Genomic DNA, 21,026 nt, shown 5'->3' on the forward strand with positions numbered 1-21,026 from the left:
AAAAAAGAGGCGCTTACCCGCAGTTTGGTAAGCGTTTACACTTTAGGTGTCGACAAGTTCAGCCGAGAGGGGGAGGGCTAACCGTTTCAAGCTTCGCCAGCAGCCTCCGTCAGTCACAATCAATTCATTGGGATGAATAGGATGGTGTCAGCATGGACAGTTCGAAGGGGATAAAAAGAAGAAAGACGGCTTCATTGTTGTTAGCCGGCACGCTTATGTTCAGCGGTGTGGTACAGATCCTTCCTAGCAAGGCATCGGCGGATGCATTAACCTTTCATACGCAGGTAGGAGGCATCTTTGACGGAATGCCTTTGTTTGACGGAGTGCCTTCTCACCTGGACGCTTTTGTGGATACTTATTTTAACTACGTCGGCCTTGAAGGTGCCGCTTTATATGCAACGGGCATCCGCGATAACTACACGTTTGTGATGGACGATAATCCGGTCAAAGGCAAGACGGTGCCGGGCGGCATCGCGGCGGCGGATAACGTATACGGCGTATCGACCGATTTTCCCGCTCTCGTAGGCCTAGGCCAATCCTGGAACAAGGAGCTGCTGACGCAGGTCGGGCAAGTGATGGGCAGCGAGAAAATAAGCCAGAACAACGTTAAGCAAGGCACGGCCAATATTCATAACGGTTCGAATGCATCCAAGCCGATCGCTTTTACCGCCTTGTCGGATTTGCGCATTAACCCGCTGAACGGACGTTTCCCGGAAGGATACGGGGAAGACCCTTATCTGTCGGCAACGATGATTGACAATATGGCGGCGGGGCTGTCTGGCACGGACCAGAACGAAAGCGACAACGGTTTTTGGATTCGGGCTATCGTGGGGACGAAGCACTTCTCCATGTACAATGCGGAATGGTTCCGGCAGTCCTCCAGCACCGCGGCGGGAGCAAGGGCGATTTACGAATACCAGACCCCGTCCGCGTTCAAAGGGCTGGAGTCCGGTTCCGTATCGGGTATTATGACTTCCTTCGGACGCACAAACGGCATTCCGAATATTATTTCTCCTTATATGATTCTGGGCGATAATGTTGCGCGCTACGGCATGTACTCGTCGCCGGACTTTAACGGGGAACAGCATCTGTACAACACAAGCTTCGGCAATGGCTACGACACGCAGTATACGCTCGACCGCAAGCATGCGCTGGCGCTTATGGTGCTCGGTCATTCGGAATCCGTCCGCGCCTCCGGCACGGATAAGACGGATGTCGTAACGCTTGCCAACGCGGTAAAAGACGGCTTATACGGCATCACGCTGCAGGATGTGCGGGATGCGGGCAGACCGCTTGTGAATCAGCTGGTCCGCGCGGGGATTTTTAACGAAACGGACGCAAACGGCTTTCCTAAATATTATCCGTTCGCCAGCCAGGCGAAGGATGTATCGTCGAGCCTTACAAGCTTCAGCACTGAGGCCCATCAGGAAGTAGCTCAGCAGGCCGCAAGGGAAACGGTTGTACTGCTGAAAAATACGGACGGCGCGCTGCCGCTCGATAAAACGAAAAAAGCAGCGGTTGTTGGAGCATACGCGGATATGCGCATGAAAGCCCAATATTCGGCAAGTACGCCAAGCCTTCCGGCTGCCGGCAAAACGCCGTTGTTCACCATTCTGAAGACGATTGGCGCATCCAAGGTGCAGTTCAATACGGGCGGCGAAGTGATCGCGCTGAAGTCGAAGGTTAACGGCAAATACGTGACTGCCGGAACGGCGGCAGGGGGGCAATTATCGGCGGACTATTCGACATCTGATAATACCTTCACCAACGCTCAGCTGTTCGAGGTCTATGATTGGGGCCAGCAGGCGGCAAGCCTTCTCTCCAAGGAAAACAGCCGCTGGGTTACCGCGCCAACAACGAATAATGCGGCAGTTGGCAATACGGCAACGGCAAACCTGCTGCTGACGGGTTCGGATTGGTCCAACCTGACGTCGGTCAGCAATAACAGCACGATTCCGGCTAAGCTGCGCATCGAAGGCAATTCGGACAATTCCGTCTCGATCATTTCCGGCGGCTTGGCATTCCAGACCGGCGTATACAGCGGCCGTTATGTCACTACGGCAGCGGACGGAAAGATTGCTACGGGAGCTGCGGCAATCGGCAATCTCGCGAACTATAACTCGCGCGGCACGGATGCCAAGTTTGAGAAAACAACGGTCAAGGAAGCCGGCGCGGATGCGGCAGCTTTGGCGGACACCCAGGATTATGCTCTCGTATTTATTGGCGCGCATCCAAGCAACAGCGCGGCGGAAGGCAATGACCGGGCAGACCTTTACTTAGGTGCCAACGACTACAAGCTGGTGAAAAATGTTGCCGCGGCTTTCGCAGCCAAGAACAAGAAAACAATCGTCGTTCTGCTAGCCAGCTCGCCGGTCATTATGGAAGAAATTCAGAATGACCCTAACGTATCGGCAATTGTGGAACAGCCTTATTCCGGCGAATTCGACGCGCAAGGGCTTACCGATGTGCTGTACGGCGACTATGCGCCAACCGGCAGATTGACTTCTACCTGGTACGCGGATATGTCGGCTTTGCCTGCAATCGATAAATACTCGATTCCGGAAGGCAGCGCAACAACGCTTAGCCAGATCGATCCGCGTTACACCGTGGATATGTCGAATGCCGATCCGGTAGAAACAAAGCTGACGTATATGTATACTTCGGCGCCTGTTACTTACCCGTTTGGCTATGGCTTGGGTTATGCGGACTTTACGTACAAGGATTTTTCGGCTCCATCAAGCGCAAGCAGCACTTCTCCGTTTAACGTATCCGTAGAGATTACAAACGAGGGCAGCATCGCAACTTCCGAGGTCGTGCAGCTGTATGCCCGGAAAAACGGCTCTGCTTACGGAGCCGAAGCTCCTCAGAAGAAGCTTATCGGCTATGAGAAGGTATCCCTTACGGCAGGCGAGCACAAGGTCGTTACCTTGAACGTCGATCCTAAGGATCTTGCGATCTGGGATGTGAACAAAGGCGATTACATCGTAGAGGATGGCTCGTATTCCCTGATGGTGGGTCATTCTTCGGACGATATCCGCTTTACGGGCAATATCGCAATCGGAGGCGACCAGCTTGCATCGCTCTCGGCGGTAAATAAGTTTAACGTTTTTGACCATGCATTCGCGTCCAGCAATGTGGCGTATTCGGAAGCTTCCAAAGCCCGGACGGTGGCTAGCCTCAGCGAAGATAAGATCGCTGGCGAATACTACACCGTTAATTCGAAGAAGCAAGGAGCTTGGGTAGCTCTGCCTAAGACCGATTTTACGGGCGCCCAAAAGCTGGTTGCCAGCGTTGCAAGCAACGGCAGCGGCGGTCATATTACGCTTCGCGCGGATTCGCCGGCGAATGAGCCTTTTGCAACTATTGAAGTTCCCGTTACCTCCGTATCCACGTATACAATGCCAACCGCGGCGGATCAGACGGTACGCGAGCTTGGCTTTGCGGAGGTGGAAGCGGCGATTGATCACGCACCGGCCGGTCTTCATACGGTTTATGTGGTGTTTGATTCGCCGGATATCCGGATTGATACTTTGCAGGTTACAGAGAACGAGTTGACCATCAGCTCCCCGGCAGCGAATGCGGTGCTTCCAGGTGCGGAGGTAGGAACTCCTTATGAACAACAGTTGAATCTAAGCGCAATTGGCGGAACCAAACCTTACGCATGGAGCGTAACCGGGCTGCCTGACGGACTTTCCTTCGATCCTGCCGCGGGCAAAATTACGGGTACGCCTGCCGAAGGAAGCAATGCTGCCAGCCCGTATACCGTTACGATTACGGTAACCGATGCGAATAATACGGCAATTGCGGTGACCAACACTCTGGCCGTTCATCATGCGGGTGTCCTCACGGCATCCATTACGGGTGCGAGTCAGGTCTATTCCAATGCTCCGTTCAGCCTGACGGTTGGCTTAAACCACGTATCCGTTCCGCTTCTGGCACAGGATATCCGGATCAGCTACGATTCCAGTGCCGTAGAATTCCTAAGCGCGGAATCGCTGGTAGACGGAGTCAGCATTGTTGGCACAAATACGGATGAACCAGGCATCGTGCGCGTCCTGGTCGTAAGCGAAGGACCGGATCATGCGGTGACGGCTGCCGGCGACGTGATCAAGCTGAATATGAAAGCCAAGCAGGTATCGGGCAATAGGGCGGCGGTGTTTGCTATCGCGAGCGCGGAATTCTCCGATGCCGCAACCGAGATTACGGCTGAAGCGGGCGATGCCTTGAGCGTTCAAATTCTGTACGTGAATACGCAAGCCTTGCTGGATATCATCACCGAAGCGCAAGCCTTCCATGATGCGGCGGTTGAAGGTACGGCTGTTGGCCAATATCCGGCCGGATCCAAAGCTACCCTGCAAGCAGCCATTGACGCAGCGGCAACCGTTGCCGCCGGAGCGCCAACCGAGCAGCAGGTACAAGACGCGGTAGCGGCGCTTCATACGGCGCTTCAAGCGTTCAAGCAGCTTGTTATAACGCAGGTTGTCGGCGACGTCAACGGAGACAACAGAATCAGCGTGCTTGACCTTGCTCAAGTATCCGTCAATTACGGCAAAACTTCCGAGTCCGCGGACTGGAGCTCCATTAAGCGGATGGACCTCAATAATGACGGCGTTATCGATATTTCCGATCTTGTTATCATTGCGCAAAAAATTCTGCAAGCTTAATTAAAAATCATAGGCAAGCAGGAGGAGGGAGAGTCCCTTCTCCTGCTTTTATGGGGGAGAAGAAGGATGCTGCGGAAATGGTTCCTCTCGACGTTGGTATTAGGAATGTTGCTTGCCGGTTTGCCTGCTGCTGTAGTGTCTGCCGCTGCGGCTTCTTACGAAATTAGCGCCGACCAGACAAGTGTTGGCGTGAATAAGGCGTTAACCGTAACAGTAAAAGCGAGCGAGCTGCAAAACGTGTACGGTTACGAGATTGTTCTTTCATACGATACAACCAAGCTTTCCTTACAATCCGCAAATAACCTGCTGCCCAAAAACAGTGCGGCAGAACAAAACGGCTTTGCCATCTCTCCGATTAAATCCGGTAACAAAGTGACGTTTGCTTATACGAAAGTAGGCTCCGCTACAGGCTCGGAAGGGTCAAAAGCGCTGGCCGCGTTTACCTTTGGCGGCCTATCGGCGGGCAAAGCATCCGTCAAGATTGAATCGGTTAAGCTTGTCCGTACGGATCTGACTTCGGAGAAGCAAACGCCCGATAAATCGGTTCAGGTTTTTGTTGTGAATGCCAGCAGAGAGTTTACGGATGTTGCGGCAGGCTTCTGGGCGAGGGATGCCATTACGCGGGCTGCCCAGATGGGCTTTGTGAACGGTTATCCGGACGGAACGTTTAAACCGCTCAAGCAGGTTACCCGGGCGGAGTTCGTAACGATGCTGGCGCGGGCTTTGGAGCTGCCAGTAGCGGAGCAGCAAGGCACCGATTTCAAAGATAATGAAAGAATAGGCAATTGGGCGAAGCCTTCTATCGCAAGCGGAGTTTCCGCGGGCTGGATCAAGGGCTTCGAGGACGGGACCTTCCGTCCGGATCTTCCGATTACGCGGGCGGAGATGACGGTTATCGTCGTGCGTGCTCTTAAGCTGGATACGGCGCAGACTGGGCAGCTTGCATTCGCGGATGCCGCAAGCATTCCTTCATGGGCGAAGGATGTTGTAGCCGCGGCCGTAAAAGCAGGCCTCGTAAACGGACGGGGCAACAACAAATTTGTTCCTGAGGATTCGGCCAACCGGGCGGAAGCGGTAACGTTGATCTTAAGAATGGTGGATGAGCGGAAATAACGGCGCATTGATTTTCCGTTCCCCTTTGTCCCATAATAATAGCGGAAAGGGGAACGGAAGATGCGTTACCACTACGAGTTTGTCGAGACCCAGGACGATTTGCCGGTCCGGCTGTTTGTGAACAGCGTAAAGGACATCCGTTTTCATTGGCATAAAGAGATTGAGCTGATCTATGTCCTCCAGGGCGCCGTTACCGTCTACGTCGACCAGCGGCAATACCGCTTGGCCGAGGATGATATTATCGCGATCAACAGCATGTCCGTGCATAAGCTTGAACGCACGAACCTGGACAATGTCCTGCTGACGCTGCAGTTTGGTCCGGAGCTTCTGGATGACGAAGGGACCTTGTTTGACTGCAATTCCATGAGCCAGACGGAGTACAACCGGTACCGCTATGACCGGCTTCGCCGTTGTCTTGCCCGGATGGTCTGGGAGTCGAACAAGAAAGGGCCCGGTCACCGCAATTATTCCATGGGAAGCCTGCAGACGCTGATCGGCCACCTGACCCGTTATTTCACGGCGGGAACCGGCGTCGGACCGCAGGAAAAAGGAAAAGACTATGACTATATGCGGCTTAACCGCATAATCCAATACGTAGACAAGCATTATAACGAGAAAATCACGCTTCAGACGATTGCCGACCAGGAGCACCTCAGCCTTCATTATTTTTCGCATTTTTTCAGCGATAAAATCGGCATTCCGTTTCAAAAGTATTTGACGCTTATCCGTCTGGAGAAAGCGGCAGCGCAGCTATCCGATACGGATAAAAGCATTACGCAAATTGCGCTGGATTGCGGCTTTGCGAACGTGAAGCTGTTCAACCAATACTTCAAAGGGAAATACGGAAGCACGCCGGGCTCTTACCGGGATACTCTCGCAAACGCCAAGATGCCGGACCCGGCTAGAAAGCCGCTGACGACGGAAGAGTCGTCAAGCGGCGACTACTACGAGACGGATACGATCTCGGCGATGGAGTCCTTGTACCGGTATTTGAACGACAGGGAAGGCAGTCCTCCGGTAGAGCATGATTTGCCTTCCGATATGCGGGTTGTGGTCGACGTTCAGGCAGATGCCGGCATCCGTGAAGAAGTTTTCCTCAAGCATTGGAACCGGGTCACAACCGCCGGCCGCGCGGTGGAAGGGCTGCGGGAGGATTGGCGCCGGCAGTTTGCCGGCATGCAGGGGGAGTTTCCGTTCACCCATATTCGGTTTCACGGCATCTTTAACGACGAGATGATGGTGTATTCGGAGGATGAGGACGGCAAGCCTGTCTATAACTGGGCTTATGTAGATAAGCTGTACGATTTCCTGCTGCAGTCGGGCATTCATATTTTTGTCGAGCTCAGCTTTATGCCTGCTCTGCTGCGCCGTTCGAACGAAACGATCTTCTGGTGGAAGGGAGGCATCTCTCCGCCGGCGGATCAGGAGAAGTGGAACGGACTTGTCCGCGAATTCGTCAGGCATTGCGTGAACCGTTATGGACTTGCGGAAGTGAAGAAGTGGTATTTCGAGGTGTGGAACGAACCGGATTTAACCGATGTCTGCTGGTCGGGGACGAAGGAAGAGTATTTCGCGTTCTATGAAGCGACGGCAAATACGATCAAGTCCGTCTCGCCGGAACTTACCGTAGGAGGGCCGGCGCTAGGCTACGGCTCGTTATGGAACGACAGCTGGGCGGAGCAGTTTATCGCGTATTGCCGCGACCGGCAAGTGCCGCTCAACTTTTTCTCGTTCCATGTTTATTCCGAGTATCCGTTCCAGAAGAAAGAGATCGGCAAGCTGACGACCATTATGCCGCCTTCTTATTTTTTGGACAGCATCAACTTGCTGAAGGAGAAGATCGGCTACGGTCAGCCGCATACGCCAGAGCTTCATATTACGGAATGGAACTTCTCGCTGTATGACCGCAATTTGCTGCATGATACGATGTTTATGGCGCCGTTTATTATTCATCATGCGCTGGCGACATCGGGAGCGGTGGATTCCATTGCTTATTGGTCGTTTACGGACGTATTCGAGGAAAGCCAAGTGCTGCCATCGATGTTTTATGGCGGATTTGGGCTTATCAACCGGGAAGGGCTGCGAAAGCCCGGCTATTACGCGTTCCGACTGCTATCTAGACTGGGCAGCCGGATTATCGCGCAAGGGGATGGCTATATCGTCACTCGGAACGAGAATGAAGACGTGCAAATCTTGCTGTACCATTACGTTCATGTTGATTCGCTATACGCGAGCGGTGACAGGACCGGCTTAACCGAGCTGAACCGGTATTCGGTCTTTGAGGAGAAGGGGCATAAGCGGTTCCGGATTGCCCTGGAAGGCTTGTCGGGCAGCTACAAGCGGACCCGGCATGTGCTGGACCGGGAGCATGGCTCGGTATTCGACGAATGGATTCGACTAGGCTCGCCGGCTTTTCCGACGGAGGAAGAGCTGAAGTACCTGCATAGCAGAAGCGGGCCGGATATGCGGACGGACAGGCTGAAGCTCAGTGAAGGTTATGCGGAAGAGGCGGTTGTGCCACCGCATGGGGTTCAGCTGATTATACTGGAGAAGCAGTATGGATAAGGTGCTAATTACGCCCCCGGGGATTACCCGGGGGTGTTTTTTGTCGTATACGGAAGGCCTCCGGAGAACAAGCTGGGAGTAACGAAGGGGATACGGCAAGAAACAGACCTGATCCCGGCAAATAAGAACGCGAAAGCGGTATGGATTGATTTTATACTAATAAAGCGGTTTCATAGACCGACTACAACGCAAGGGGGAGACAGAGATGGACCGGTTCATGAATTGGATGACCAAGAGGTTCGCTCCGAAGGTAGAGGCCTTCACCAAAAATATTTGGGTAGACTCAATCCAGTCCGCAATTATGGTAATCCTGCCTATGATCTTTATCGGCTCGCTCGTGACGCTCATTTCGATTCTGAATAATTACATCCCGGGCATGCCGGATTTGACGCCATTTACGACTTTCAGCTTTGGACTGATCGGTATATTTATTGCCTTTCTTACGCCTTATTTCGTCATGCAGAAGAAAGAACGCCACAACATCAAGCTGATTGCCGGCGCAACGGGCATATCGCTGTTCCTGATGCTGCTTAAGCCAACCATCGGCGATGACGGGACGATTAAGTTCATTCTGGAGCGGTTTGGCCCGTCCGGCATGATTACCGCGCTGCTCGTTGGAGTTGGCGTAGCCGCGGTCATGAATTTGTTCCACCGCTTCTCGTTATTCAAGAAGGATACGAAGCTGCCGGATTTTATCGTCGAGTGGTTTGATTTTCTGGTTCCGATTGCTTTGTTGCTCGCGATTGGCTGGGTGCTGATCTATCAGCTGCACTTCGATATTTTCGAAATGATCGTCTCGGTGTTCGATCCGCTTAACGCGATCAGCCAAAGCCTGCTTGGCTTCGTTCTGTTCAACTTTATCGGGGTTGTCCTCTTTTCGTTTGGCGTGAGCCCGTGGGTCATGTCGCCGCTCTGGTATGCTATCTGGTTCCCGGCTATCGAGGAGAATGCCGCGCTGGTTGCCAAAGGTCTCGATCCGATCAACATCAATACGTTCGAAACGTTTTTCTCCGGCTGGGTAGGCGTGGGTGGCCTCGGCGCAACGCTGCCGCTTGTCGTGCTGTTCCTGTTCGCCAAGTCGCAAAAGCTGAAATCCATCGGCAAAGCAACCATCGTGCCTTCGCTCTTCAACATTAACGAGCCGGTTGTGTACGGTGCGCCTGTTGCCTTCAACCCGATTCTGATGGTTCCGATGTGGATCAACGGCATCGTTATTCCGGTCATCGTCTATTTGGCGCTTGATTGGGGACTGGCCGATATTCCGGCACAGGTATTCCAGCTTTGGTATACGCCGCTTGGCTTGTCCACTTACCTGATCTCCGGCTTCAACGGGTTAATTCTGCTCGCCTTTGTCTTGATAATCATGTTTATTATCTGGTTCCCGTTCTATAAGGTTTACGATCTGCAGGAGCTGAAGAAAGAGCAGCAAACGGAAGAGGCTCCAAACGTTTAAACAAATTTGCACAGCAAGAAAAGGAGGTTTTCTACTCATGAAAACATCAGCGGAATTATTGTCTTTATTGACCTTGGAAGAAAAAGCTTCCCTTGTTGCAGGCTCAAATATGTGGATGACGAAAGGCATCGAACGCCTCGGCATCCCCGCGATTCATATGTACGACGGCACAAACGGCATCCGTAAAACGAACAGCGACGAAGAGATGGGAGTTACCGGGCAAAACATTCCGGCCACCTGTTATCCGACAGGCTCGGCTATCGGTTCGTCCTGGAGCACGGAGCTGCTGCATGAGGTTGGCGTTGCGCTCGGCAAGGAAGGCCGGTCGATGGGCGTTGAGCTTCTGCTGGGCCCTGGCATTAACATGAAGCGCACGCCCCTTGGCGGCCGAAACTTCGAATATTACTCCGAAGATCCTTGCTTGTCCGGGGAGCTTGGAGCCTCCTTTATTAACGGTCTGCAAAGCGAAGGCGTCGGCGCGTCGGTGAAGCATTTTGCCTGCAACAATCAGGAGTTCGAGAAGATGGTTACGAGCTCCGAAGTAGACGAGCGGACGCTGCGGGAAATTTATCTCAGCGCGTTCGAGCGGATCGTCGAGAAGGCGAAGCCTTGGACGCTCATGTGCTCCTACAATCTGCTTAACGGTTCGTATGCAAGCGAGAACGAGCATCTGCTGCATGATATTTTGCGCCGGGAGTGGGGTTACGACGGGGTAGTCATCTCCGACTGGACAGCCGTTAATGACCGGCTTCGCGGCCTCAAGGCGAGTCTCGATCTCGAGATGCCGGGACCTGCGGATTATAATGCGAAAGCGATCGTTGAAGCGGTCAAAAAGGGCTCGCTGGAGGAAGCGGTATTGGATAGCAGCGTTCGCCGCATTCTTGATCTGGTCGCGAAAACAACCGCGGGCTCGGAGCAGGCAGCCGAAGCAGCAGACTATCATGAGCTTGCGCGCAAAGCCGCTGCGGAAAGCATCGTGCTGCTGAAAAACGATAACGGCATTCTTCCGCTGGACCGGGAAACGCTTGGCAGCGTCGCGGTAATCGGCCGGTTTGCGAAGCAGCCGAGAATTCAAGGCGCCGGCAGCGCGAACGTTACGCCAACACGCGTAGATATTCCGTATAACGAGCTTGAGTCGCTTGCCGGATCTTCGGTCAAGCTGTCTTATGCCGACGGCTATCCTCAGGAAGATGTTATAGATGACCGTCTTATCGCGGAAAGCGTAGCGATTGCGGCAGCTTCCGAAGCAGCTATCCTATTCGTGGGCCAGCCTGAATTCGCGGAATCGGAAATGCATGATTTGAAAGGCATTGAGCTGCCCGTTCATCAGGTGAAGCTGATTCAAGCTGTAGCTGCGGTTCAGCCCCGCTGTATCGTGGTAACCAGCAGCGGCAGCGCTTTGGCGATGCGGGCTTGGGTGCAGCAGGTTCCTGGCGTTATTCATTCCTGGCTTAGCGGTCAAGGCAGCGGAAAAGCGGTCGCCGATATTTTGTTTGGCGCAGCGAATCCATCCGGCAAGTTGTCGGAGACGTTCCCCGTGAAGCTGTCGGACAACCCGTCCCATATGCGGATCCGCGGCGAGAACGGCAAGCTGCATTACCGGGAAGGCCTGTTTATCGGGTACCGGTATTACGATAAAAAAGAGCTGGCGCCGGAGTTCCCGTTTGGTCACGGCCTGTCGTACACTTCCTTTGGTTACTCCGGTCTGAAGACCGTTCAGCAGCCGGACGGCCAAGTAGCGGTAACGTTTACGGTAGCCAATACCGGTTCTGTGTCCGGTAAGGAAGTGGTGCAGCTGTACGTTCATGACGAGGAATGTAAGTGGACACGGCCAGAGAAGGAACTAAAAGCTTTTGCCAAGATTGAGCTGGCGCCGGGCGAGGTAAAGGAAGTATCTTTTGTGCTGGAGGAACGTGATTTTGCTTACTACAACACGAAATTCGGCAAATGGGTGGCCGAGACCGGGTACTTCCTGATCTCCGTTGGCAGCTCGTCGCGGGATATCCGTCTGCGTGGACGTCTGCATTGCGACTTTGGCGAAGAGAAAGCAACCTTCCATCAATTTAGCTTGTTTATCGATTGGCTGAATGATCCTGTGGCGAAAACGGTGCTCGAGCGTTTTCTCGACGAGATGAACGCGAATATCGTGGACAAAATTCAGCTGAACGACGAATTTGTCGGCTTCTGGGACGACTTCCCCGTCGTAAAGCTGATTCAGATGTTTGGCCAGAGCTGGCTTGGCGAACGTTCTCCAAATGAAGTGATTGAAGAGCTGATCGGACAGATCGAAGGGGAGCGCATGGCGCTCGGAAGCAAGTAAAGGAAGAGCCGCATTGCCGTTTATGGCGATGCGGTCTTCTTTTTTTACAGCAAGTCATTTAAATATAACCAAGCCATCATTGAAAAGTTCTGGGCGCCTTGGCACAATGACGTTAGTTGCATGTGGGAAGAAGGCGTCTTTTATGATGAGAATGGTCAGGATATTGAAGAGTAAAGCATTTATTGTCATCGCGCTTGTAATCGTGCTCGTTTTTTTAAACAATACAACGTATTTCGCCAAATCGCCGGGCGGCGAGCCTTTGCTGCTTGCTGATCGCGGAATGGCGCAGACTTTTACGATGGTGGGTATTCAAAATGATACTTGTACGGCGGAGCGAATCTACGAGCCGGAATATCCGTACTTGGAAAATACGATTGCCTCAATGGAAGCCGCTTTCGAAGCCGGGGCCGATATCGTTGAGTTCGACGTACATATCACGAAGGATGACCAGTTTGCGGTGTTTCATGATTGGACTCTGGAATGTCGTACTAACGCCAGAAATGCCTGATCCCTTATCTCGCCGTTGGATGGACTGGGTATGTGCCTTCGGCATGCAGCCATACGGAAGTACATATTCCGGAGAAAATCGCCCCGTTCTTATGGGGATGGCCAGAAAAGTTTTTGGATCGCATGGAAAAAGCGGATAATCGCGTCGTAATCGTTGGCGGCGATGGCAGCGAATTTTCCAGCGGTTTTGATACGGTGGAAGACTTGAAGCGCCTGCCAGATGGATATTCGGATGTCATCTGGACGAACCGGATTGACCGGATTGCTCCCCGATATAACCGGTAAAGGGGATGATAAACAGCTTTGTTCGTTACTTGAGCAAGGCTGTTTCTTTTTTTTGACTAAATCCGATTAATAAGGTTGGAAAAAGGAGAACAAGTTGAGCCCGGCTACATATCCTGATAGCAAGCAACACATTGTGGCAGCACGAGAGGGGCATGCGTACAGATGGGCAGAGAGTTTACAGCGCTGTTTGACGAATGGTCGGAATCTTATGATCGGACGGTTGCCGGGGAAGATGTGGAGTATAGGGAAGTATTTGCGGGCTATGACCGCATCCTTGAAGCGGTAGCGGAGAGGGTTAGCGGTACGATTGTAGAGTTTGGGGTAGGCACGGGCAATTTGACGGAGAAATTGCTCAAGCGGAGCGATAAGGTGTACGGTATTGAGCCCTCGGAAGGCATGCGCCGGGAGGTGTCGAAGCGTGAGCTGCCGATCCGGCTTCTGGACGGAGATTTTCTGGAGTTTCCGGAGCTGCCGGAGCGGATAGACGCAATTGTGAGCACTTATGCTTTTCACCATTTGACGGATACGGAGAAAGACCAGGCAATTGCCCTTTATAGCCAGTTACTTGAACCAGGCGGGCGCGTGGTGTTTGCGGATACATCCTTTGCAAGCACGGAAGAGCGTAATGAAATTGAACAATCTGCCCTTAAAGCGGGATTTCTAAATTTATATCAGGATTTGCGCACAGAGTATTATACCTCTCTCGATGTCTTGAATAAGCTGTTTACGAATCACGGTTTTATGGTCAGCTTCACCCGGCTCAACCGTTATGTCTGGATGCTGGAAGCCGTCAAGCTGGCCTGAATCGATTGCACCTCTAGGCGGGAACAGCAGAGGAGAGATGCTTGCATGGCTATTTATCGCAATGTGCGTGAGCTGATCGGAAATACACCTATCGTTGAACTGACTCGTTTTCCGTTACCCGCAGGGGTCCGGTTATTTGCCAAGCTGGAGCTAATGAATCCCGGAGGGAGCGTCAAGGACCGCTTAGGTTTGGCGCTGCTGCGTGATGCGGCTGAGCGGGGCGTGCTGAAGCCTGGAGGAACCATTATCGAACCAACGGCAGGCAATACGGGGATTGGTCTGGCGCTTGCCGCTGTTGGCACGGGTTATAAAGTCATATTTGTCGTACCTGAAAAATTCAGCATCGAAAAGCAGACGCTAATGCGCGCGCTTGGAGCGGAGGTCGTTAATACGCCTACAGAGGACGGGATGCTCGGGGCGATCCGCAAAGCGGAAGAGCTGGTGTTGTCTATTCCGGGAGCGTATTCACCGGCGCAATTCTCGAATCCGGCGAACCCTTTGGCTTATTATGACACGCTTGGTCCTGAGCTGTGGCAGGAGCTGGACGGGAGAGTGGATGTCTTTGTGGCGGGAGCGGGAACGGGCGGAACGTTTATGGGTACGGCGCGGTATTTGAAGGAGCAGAATTCGGCCGTAAAAACGGCTATCGTCGAGCCGGAGGGCTCGATATTGGCTGGCGGCAAGTCCGGACCGCATCGGACCGAAGGCATCGGCGTGGAGAAGCTGGCTCCGTTTATGGATCCCTCCTACTTCGATGCGATTCACACCATTACCGACGACATTGCGTTTGCCCGGGTGAAGGAGCTGGCAAGGGTGGAAGGCCTGCTTGTCGGCAGCTCCTCCGGCGCGGCGCTTGAAGCTGCTCTCAGAGAAGCGGAGCTTGCGCCATCGGGAAGCAACATTGTGACGATATTCCCGGATGGTAGCGAGCGTTATCTGAGCAAGCAGATTTACGGGGGATAGAGGAGGAGGCTTGACGTTGAAGCGATTAACGAAGCTGATTCACGGCGGAACGCCGGTTGACCCGCACACCGGCGCCGTTAACGTACCGATCTACCAGACGAGTACGTATAAGCAGGAGGATGTTGGCGTGCACCGCGGTTACGAGTATTCCCGTACGGGCAATCCGACACGGCATGCGCTGGAGGAGCTCATCAAAGAGCTCGAGGGGGGGGCGCGCGGACTTGCGTTCAGCTCCGGCATGGCGGCGATTCATACGGTGCTGTCACGCCTGGGCAGCGGGGATCATCTGCTTGTGACCGACGATGTCTATGGCGGGACGTTCCGTATTGTTACGCGGGTGCTTGCCCGTCTTGGCATTGAGGCCACCTTTGTGGATACGGCAGATCTGGATGCGCTTGAGCAGGCGGTTCGGCCGAATACAAAAGCTTTGCTTGTCGAGACGCCAACCAATCCGCTGCTGAAGCTGACGGATATCGAGGCGGTCTCCGCGTGGGCGAAGCCGCACGGGTTATTATTTATAGTAGATAACACGTTTGGCACGCCGTATTGGCAGACACCGCTTGCGTTAGGCGCGGATGTCGTTGTCCATTCGGCGACCAAATATTTGGGCGGACATAGCGACGTGGTTGCGGGGCTGGTCGTTACGGCAGACGAGAAGCTAGGCGAAGAGCTGCATTATATTCAGAATGCCGTTGGCGGCGTTCTTGGCCCGCATGATTCCTGGCTGCTGATCCGCGGCATAAAAACGCTAGGGCTGAGGATGGAAGCGCATGAAGCAAATGCGCGCGAGATCGCAAGGTTTCTTGCAGAGCATCCGGCCGTCCGAAAGGTCTACTACCCCGGCTTGCCGGATCATCCGCAGCATGAGCTGGCGAAGCGGCAGGCGCTTGGCTTCGGTGGGATGATCTCGTTTGATGTGGGAAGCACCGAGAAAGTAGCGGAGGTGCTGCGAAAAGTTCGGTACTTTACGCTAGCCGAAAGCCTCGGCGCCGTGGAAAGCCTAATCTCCGTTCCGGCCCGGATGACGCATGCGTCCATCCCGAAGGAACGAAGAGAACTGCTGGGCATCACCGACGGCTTGATCCGCATCTCGGTCGGCATCGAAGACCGGGAGGATCTAATCTCGGATTTGGCCCAGAGCCTGGAAGGCTAGTAAAGCCGGTTCCGCTCCAATCGTACCAATTTGCTTTAACCCTCTCGCAGCACGAAATTTCCTCTATATCGACGTAGTGTCTCCAGATATGACCCATAGCTAACTAGAGTCCCGTCTTATCAACGGGCTTAACGCTGCGCCGCGTCGTTATGCAATCCCCCGAATGGATAAGCCAATATAGCAAAAGAGGCTGTGCAGATCTTACCTGCACAGCCTCTTTTGCTATGCGGCCACCCCTACAAGGATTTTCTTGGTTATTGTTCTTTATTTGACAGGTTAATGGCAAACGGAGTGTTTGTATGTTCTGGAGAAATGCTAATGTTCGCTTTTGCTCGGGGATTCCAACTATATAACTCTAATTCAAAGGAATCCCCGAGCAACGGCGATCGGAAGAACATACAAACACGCAGTTTGATCTTTAACCTAAGTAAACTCAGATAAATACAATCCAAAAAATCCTGACACCCCACCTAAAAAAATGCGCCGTGATAAACGTCCCAAATTTCGTTTACAATGAAGGAAACATCTTATCGGGCCGGATCGGCGGCCAAGGAGCCAAAGCGGATGCGATCCTTTTCCTTATCCTCGCTTCTAAGGCAGTACCGTCCCCGCAGACTTCGTACCCGAATTCTGCTGGCCGTAGTGTTATTGTCGGTGCCGCCGCTAATCATTCTTGGATATATTTCCTTTAATATTTCGAAAAATACGATCATGCATAACCATCTGGACAACAACAAGCATAATCTGCAGGCGGCAAGCGAAGTGGCGGATCTTCTGTTCCGGAACGTCATCAATATGCACCGGCTTATTCTGGCCAACGATCAGCTTCGCGACGAGCTGAAGGCAAGCGCAGCGGACGAAAGCCACGTGCTTGATATCCGAACCGCCAACCGCCTGCAAAATCTCGTAGTGCGCAACTTGATCGATACCCGTCACATCGATTCTATCTGCTTGTTCGACCGGGGCTTCCACTCCGTCTGTTACGGCAGCGTGGAAGCGAACGCGGGAATCTATGACGATGAGACAAGCCGTTCGGTGATTGGCAAGACGGATTGGTATAAGCGCGCGGAAGCGGCGAACGGCAGAGAAGTGTTTTTCAGCTACAACGTGCTTCAGTCCATTAATTCGGGGAATGCCGGGTCCTCGTTCTCCAGCGTGAAGCTGCTTCGCGATCCGGCGAGCTTCCGCGTCATCGGACTGCTTATTATCAATTTGAAGAAGTCGATATTCGAGCAGGCGATGGGGGATGACGGGGATTTTATCGTGCTGGATACCACTGGCAAGTTTTCCCGCAGCGTCTATGCCCAGAATGCATCCATTGAACATCTGATCGACCGAGAGGTTGGCGAGGACAGCGTCCTGCGCGAGCTGCATCAGCATGGTTATTTGACGGTTGGCTACCGCAACGCAACGACCAATTGGACCTTCCTTCATATCGTCAAAACAAACGTGCTGCTGCAGGATTCGAACCGGATCGGTACGGTTACAATGCTTATTGCGGGTTTTATCGCGCTTATTGCGATTATTTTGTCCATGTTTGTATCGGGAAGTATTACCCGGCCGCTCTTGCAGCTGAAAAAAATGATGGTGGACTGGTCCAAGGGCTCAGGCGCCTCGGTTCAGGTTATCTCCTTTGAAGAAGACGAGGTCGGAGCGATAGGCGAGACATTCCGCAAGATCTCCTCCGAGAACAAACAGCTCAGCGAAAGGCTTATTCATTCGCAGCTAAAGGAGAGGGAGGCGGAGCTTCGAACGCTGCAGGCCCAGATTAAGCCGCATTTTCTCTATAACACGCTGGATTCGATCTATTGGATGGCTATTCTGCAGAACAACACGGATATCGCGAAGATGACGGTTGCTTTATCGGAGAGCTTTAAGATTAGCCTCAACAAAGGTAAGGAAACGATTCCGGTATTCAAGGAGCTCCAGCATATCGAGCATTACATGACGATACAGAATCTCCGCTATAAATCGCGGTTCCACTATATCGTTGATGTAGATCAGGGACTGATGAGCATCGAGATTCTGAAGCTGATCCTGCAGCCGCTTGTCGAGAACGCCATCTACCACGGCCTTGAGCCCAAGGTTGGGGAAGGAACGATCCGGCTGACGGGCAGAATGGAGGAAGGCACGGCTGTTTTTACCGTGGAGGACGACGGCGTTGGCATGGAGGATATTCAGGCAACGGAAACAGGGTACGGGCTAGTCAACGTCAGGGAACGAATCATGCTCTACTATGGTCATAGAAGCTCGTTAACGGTGCGGAGCGAACCGGGGAAAGGAACAATCGTCGAGATCCGGTTCCGGCCAAATGAAATCAGAGAGGGTTGAGAGTCATGTTAAAAGCCGTTATTTTCGACGATGAATATATCGTTACGCAAGGGCTTCGAATGATGGTGGACTGGTCCCGTTACGGCATTGAGCTGGCCGGTACGGCCGCCGACGGTCTCTCCGCTCTGCAGATGGTCCGGGAGCTTCAGCCCGATATCGTGATGACGGATATCCGCATGCCCGGCTTAACCGGATTGCAGCTGATTGAAGAGATCGCGAAGGAAATGCCGGATACCGCGTGTATCGTGTTCAGCGGCTTTAACGAGTTCGAATATATCCGCAAGGCGCTAAAGCTTGGCGTTATTGATTATTTGGATAAGCCCATCACGCTTGAAAAAATCGACGAGGCGATCAGCCGGACCATTGCCCGCATCGGCTATCAGCAGGAGCATACGCAGCTAAAAACCCAAGTGGCCGCAAACAAGGAAGCTTTGCTGGAGAAGGCAACGCTTGATTTGCTGCTGCTTGGCGCGGAAGCCATTCCTGCCTGGAGGTTGGCTTATGGCGAAGCGGAGGCCAAGCAGGTTATCGGGATTACGATCCTTGCCGCAACCGGCAAGCCGGATCCGCTTCTCGAGGATCATCCATCCTACCGCATGGTTTCTTTCCCGTACGGGAAGGAATGGATAATGGCGGTCTTCCACAGCAAGCTGCCGGCGGATGAATTATGGGAGCAGCTGACGGTTCTCTCACCGCAAATGCAGGAGACGGTTGGCTCCGGCCAAACGTATGCCGATCTGGCGGAAGCGGGGGCGAGCCTGAAGGAAGCCGTCCGGGCCCTTCGTTACGCGGTATTTCTGGAGGAGAAGGGCTGGACCCGGTTTGAGCCTGCCGAGGAAAGCCTGCCGAAGGGCCTTAATGAACGGGAGGAAGAGATTGTCTTCTGCATGCGAACGGGAAACAAGGAAGGGCTGCTTCGCCAATTGGAGGAATACAAGCATTGGACGGAAGCGGAGCGGTTAAGTCCGGAGCTGGTTGAACAAGAGGTGCTGAAGCTAGCTTACATCGGGTATCAGGTAGCGATGGAAGCGGGCGGGGAAGCGCGGACGCTTGTCCCGCACCGGGAGCTTGGCGAGATGTCGTCAAGGGACCGGATGTTCGAATGGCTTCGGGAGCAGATGGAGCTGCTTCATAACTTTATGAGGGAAGACAAGCATGCCGCGAAGCATAATGCGGTGGAGAAGGCGCTGGCTTTTATCGAGAAGCATTACCTGGAGTCGTTCACCCTGCAGGAGGTGGCCGAGCATGTCGGCATGAATGCCACCTATCTCAGCTTGCTGTTTAAGGAGAAGGTCGGAACCTCGTATATCAAATACGTCACCAAGCTGCGGATGGAGCAAGCGAAGATGCTGCTGCACAAAGGCATGCTCGTCAACGATGTGAGCAAGAAGGTGGGCTATTATAATTACAGGCATTTTACGGAGCTGTTCAAGAAATATGCGGGCGTAACGCCGGGGCAATTCCGTGAAGGGCATGTCGGCGGCAAAACGCATGAGCAAGCGCAGGAGGTGGAGGAGCATGAGTAGGCCGGCTGCGGCAATGGGCCTAATAACCGTGTTATGCGTACTTCTCGTATCCTGCTCGGGCGGCGGCTCGTACGGAACCAATGAAGATGAACAAATTACGGATCCTACCCGGGTTATTCATTACGTCTCGTCGGATCTCGAAGAGCAGCAGCCCCGGATTATCAGCGAGCAGGCCAGGGAATTCGAGAAGCAGCATCCCAACATTAAATATGAATTCGAGAACGTCAACACCTCGGATCTCGTTCAGAAAATCCAGCTGCTGGCGGCAAGCAACGACCTGCCGGAGGTCTTCTCCTACGAATCGGGCAGACCGCTCGAGCAGCTGGCGGACAACGGATTTATTTTGGATATCGAGAAAGTGTTCCGCGAGCTTGGGCTGCAAAACGAATTAAACCCGGCAGCCGTGAAGCTGCTTAAGTCGATGGTCCGGGATAAAGGGCTGTACGCTCTGCCGCTTGAGATCAATATCGAGGGTTTTTGGTATAACAAAAATCTGTTTGCCAAATATGGCCTGGCGGTTCCGGAGACCTGGGAGGATCTCCTTCACGCAGCAGAGGTATTCCAGTCGCATGGCGTTCAGCCCTTCTCGCTGGCGGGCGGCAATAAATGGCCGATTACCCGGCTCATTAACAGCTACGTCATCCGGGTCTACGGCTATGACGCGATGCAGCGGGTAGCCCGCAAGGAGCTTAAGGTAACGGATTCGGGCTTTGTGAAGGCGGCCGATACGATTCAGCGGATGGCCCAACTTGGTTATTTCGGCAGGCATGTGAACACAACCGAGACGGACGAAGCCACAACGATGTTCCTCGAAGGAAAAACCGCCATGTATTATACGGGAAGCTGGAGCCTCAGGGATTTTAACAGCACGATCAGAAACAAGATCGGAACGGATGCCATCGGTTTGTTTAATATTCCTTTGGTGAAAAACGGAGCGGGGACGAAGGATGACTGGCTGATGAACGCGGGGCTGACCACTTCTTTATCGGCGGCAGCGTATGACGATACGATGAAGGATTGGCTGAAGGCGGTGTTTACCGGCTACGGGGACAAGGCCATGCAGGAATACGGCGTAATCTCCGGCTTTAACGTGCAGAATATGCCGGAGGATGTGCCTAAGCTGACGCAAATGGCGCAAGAGACGATCGACAGCGTCAAGAACGGCGCTTTATGGTTCGAGGCATTATTTGATGCCGATACGCAGACGGTTGCCTGGAATAATGCGCAGCTGCTGATTGCAAGCAAGGATTATACCGGGAAGATGTATATGGAAGACTTGCAGGCGGCATTAGACAAGCAGCAATAAGCAGGAATAACAAATCCCGCAGACCTGATCTTGGTT

11 protein-coding genes and 1 pseudogene are annotated in these 21,026 nt (G+C 53.2%); all 12 read left to right on the forward strand.

Annotation, left to right across the window (positions count from 1 at the left end):
- Positions 1–152 precede the first annotated feature (152 nt).
- The 12 genes and pseudogenes from WFJ73_RS15105 (at position 153) to WFJ73_RS15160 (ending at position 20,990) form a co-directional block, all read left to right on the forward strand.
- Positions 153–4,664 carry a glycoside hydrolase family 3 C-terminal domain-containing protein gene (locus WFJ73_RS15105; RefSeq protein WP_336773853.1) on the forward strand — a complete coding sequence of 1,504 codons (4,512 nt, stop codon included), beginning with the start codon at positions 153–155 and terminating at the stop codon, positions 4,662–4,664.
- Positions 4,665–4,730: 66 nt separating this feature from the next.
- The gene (locus tag WFJ73_RS15110) at positions 4,731–5,777 is read left to right on the forward strand and encodes an S-layer homology domain-containing protein (protein ID WP_336773854.1); all 1,047 of its coding nucleotides are present in this window, start codon (positions 4,731–4,733) and stop codon (positions 5,775–5,777) included.
- Positions 5,778–5,837: 60 nt separating this feature from the next.
- Positions 5,838–8,342 carry a GH39 family glycosyl hydrolase gene (locus WFJ73_RS15115; protein ID WP_336773855.1) on the forward strand — a complete coding sequence of 835 codons (2,505 nt, stop codon included), beginning with the start codon at positions 5,838–5,840 and terminating at the stop codon, positions 8,340–8,342.
- Positions 8,343–8,547: 205 nt separating this feature from the next.
- Entirely contained in the window at positions 8,548–9,795 is a 1,248-nt protein-coding gene (locus tag WFJ73_RS15120) for a PTS sugar transporter subunit IIC (RefSeq protein ID WP_336773856.1), read from the forward strand.
- A gap of 37 nt (positions 9,796–9,832) precedes the next feature.
- Complete coding sequence (locus WFJ73_RS15125) at positions 9,833–12,115, forward strand: beta-glucosidase family protein (protein WP_336773857.1); 2,283 nt, start codon at positions 9,833–9,835, stop codon at positions 12,113–12,115.
- A 142-nt stretch (positions 12,116–12,257) separates the two neighbouring features.
- Positions 12,258–12,907 (forward strand): annotated as a pseudogene (locus WFJ73_RS15130) (glycerophosphodiester phosphodiesterase family protein).
- A gap of 162 nt (positions 12,908–13,069) precedes the next feature.
- Entirely contained in the window at positions 13,070–13,711 is a 642-nt protein-coding gene (locus WFJ73_RS15135) for a class I SAM-dependent DNA methyltransferase (protein WP_336773858.1), read from the forward strand.
- A 45-nt stretch (positions 13,712–13,756) separates the two neighbouring features.
- Positions 13,757–14,674: a PLP-dependent cysteine synthase family protein gene (locus WFJ73_RS15140; protein WP_336773859.1), complete on the forward strand. Its 918-nt coding sequence runs from the start codon at positions 13,757–13,759 to the stop codon at positions 14,672–14,674.
- 16 nt (positions 14,675–14,690) lie between these two features.
- Positions 14,691–15,827, forward strand: a complete 1,137-nt coding sequence (locus tag WFJ73_RS15145) for a bifunctional cystathionine gamma-lyase/homocysteine desulfhydrase (RefSeq protein WP_336773860.1) — start codon at positions 14,691–14,693, stop codon at positions 15,825–15,827.
- 564 nt (positions 15,828–16,391) lie between these two features.
- Positions 16,392–18,158 carry a sensor histidine kinase gene (locus tag WFJ73_RS15150; RefSeq protein WP_336773861.1) on the forward strand — a complete coding sequence of 589 codons (1,767 nt, stop codon included), beginning with the start codon at positions 16,392–16,394 and terminating at the stop codon, positions 18,156–18,158.
- Positions 18,159–18,163: 5 nt separating this feature from the next.
- The gene (locus WFJ73_RS15155; protein ID WP_336773862.1) at positions 18,164–19,684 is read left to right on the forward strand and encodes a response regulator transcription factor; all 1,521 of its coding nucleotides are present in this window, start codon (positions 18,164–18,166) and stop codon (positions 19,682–19,684) included.
- The gene (locus WFJ73_RS15160) at positions 19,677–20,990 is read left to right on the forward strand and encodes an ABC transporter substrate-binding protein (protein WP_336773863.1); all 1,314 of its coding nucleotides are present in this window, start codon (positions 19,677–19,679) and stop codon (positions 20,988–20,990) included. Before WFJ73_RS15155 ends, WFJ73_RS15160 begins: the two co-directional genes overlap by 8 nt.
- Positions 20,991–21,026 lie beyond the last annotated feature (36 nt).

This window comes from Paenibacillus sp. MMO-58, assembly GCF_037146255.1.
Lineage (GTDB): Bacteria > Bacillota > Bacilli > Paenibacillales > Paenibacillaceae > Pristimantibacillus.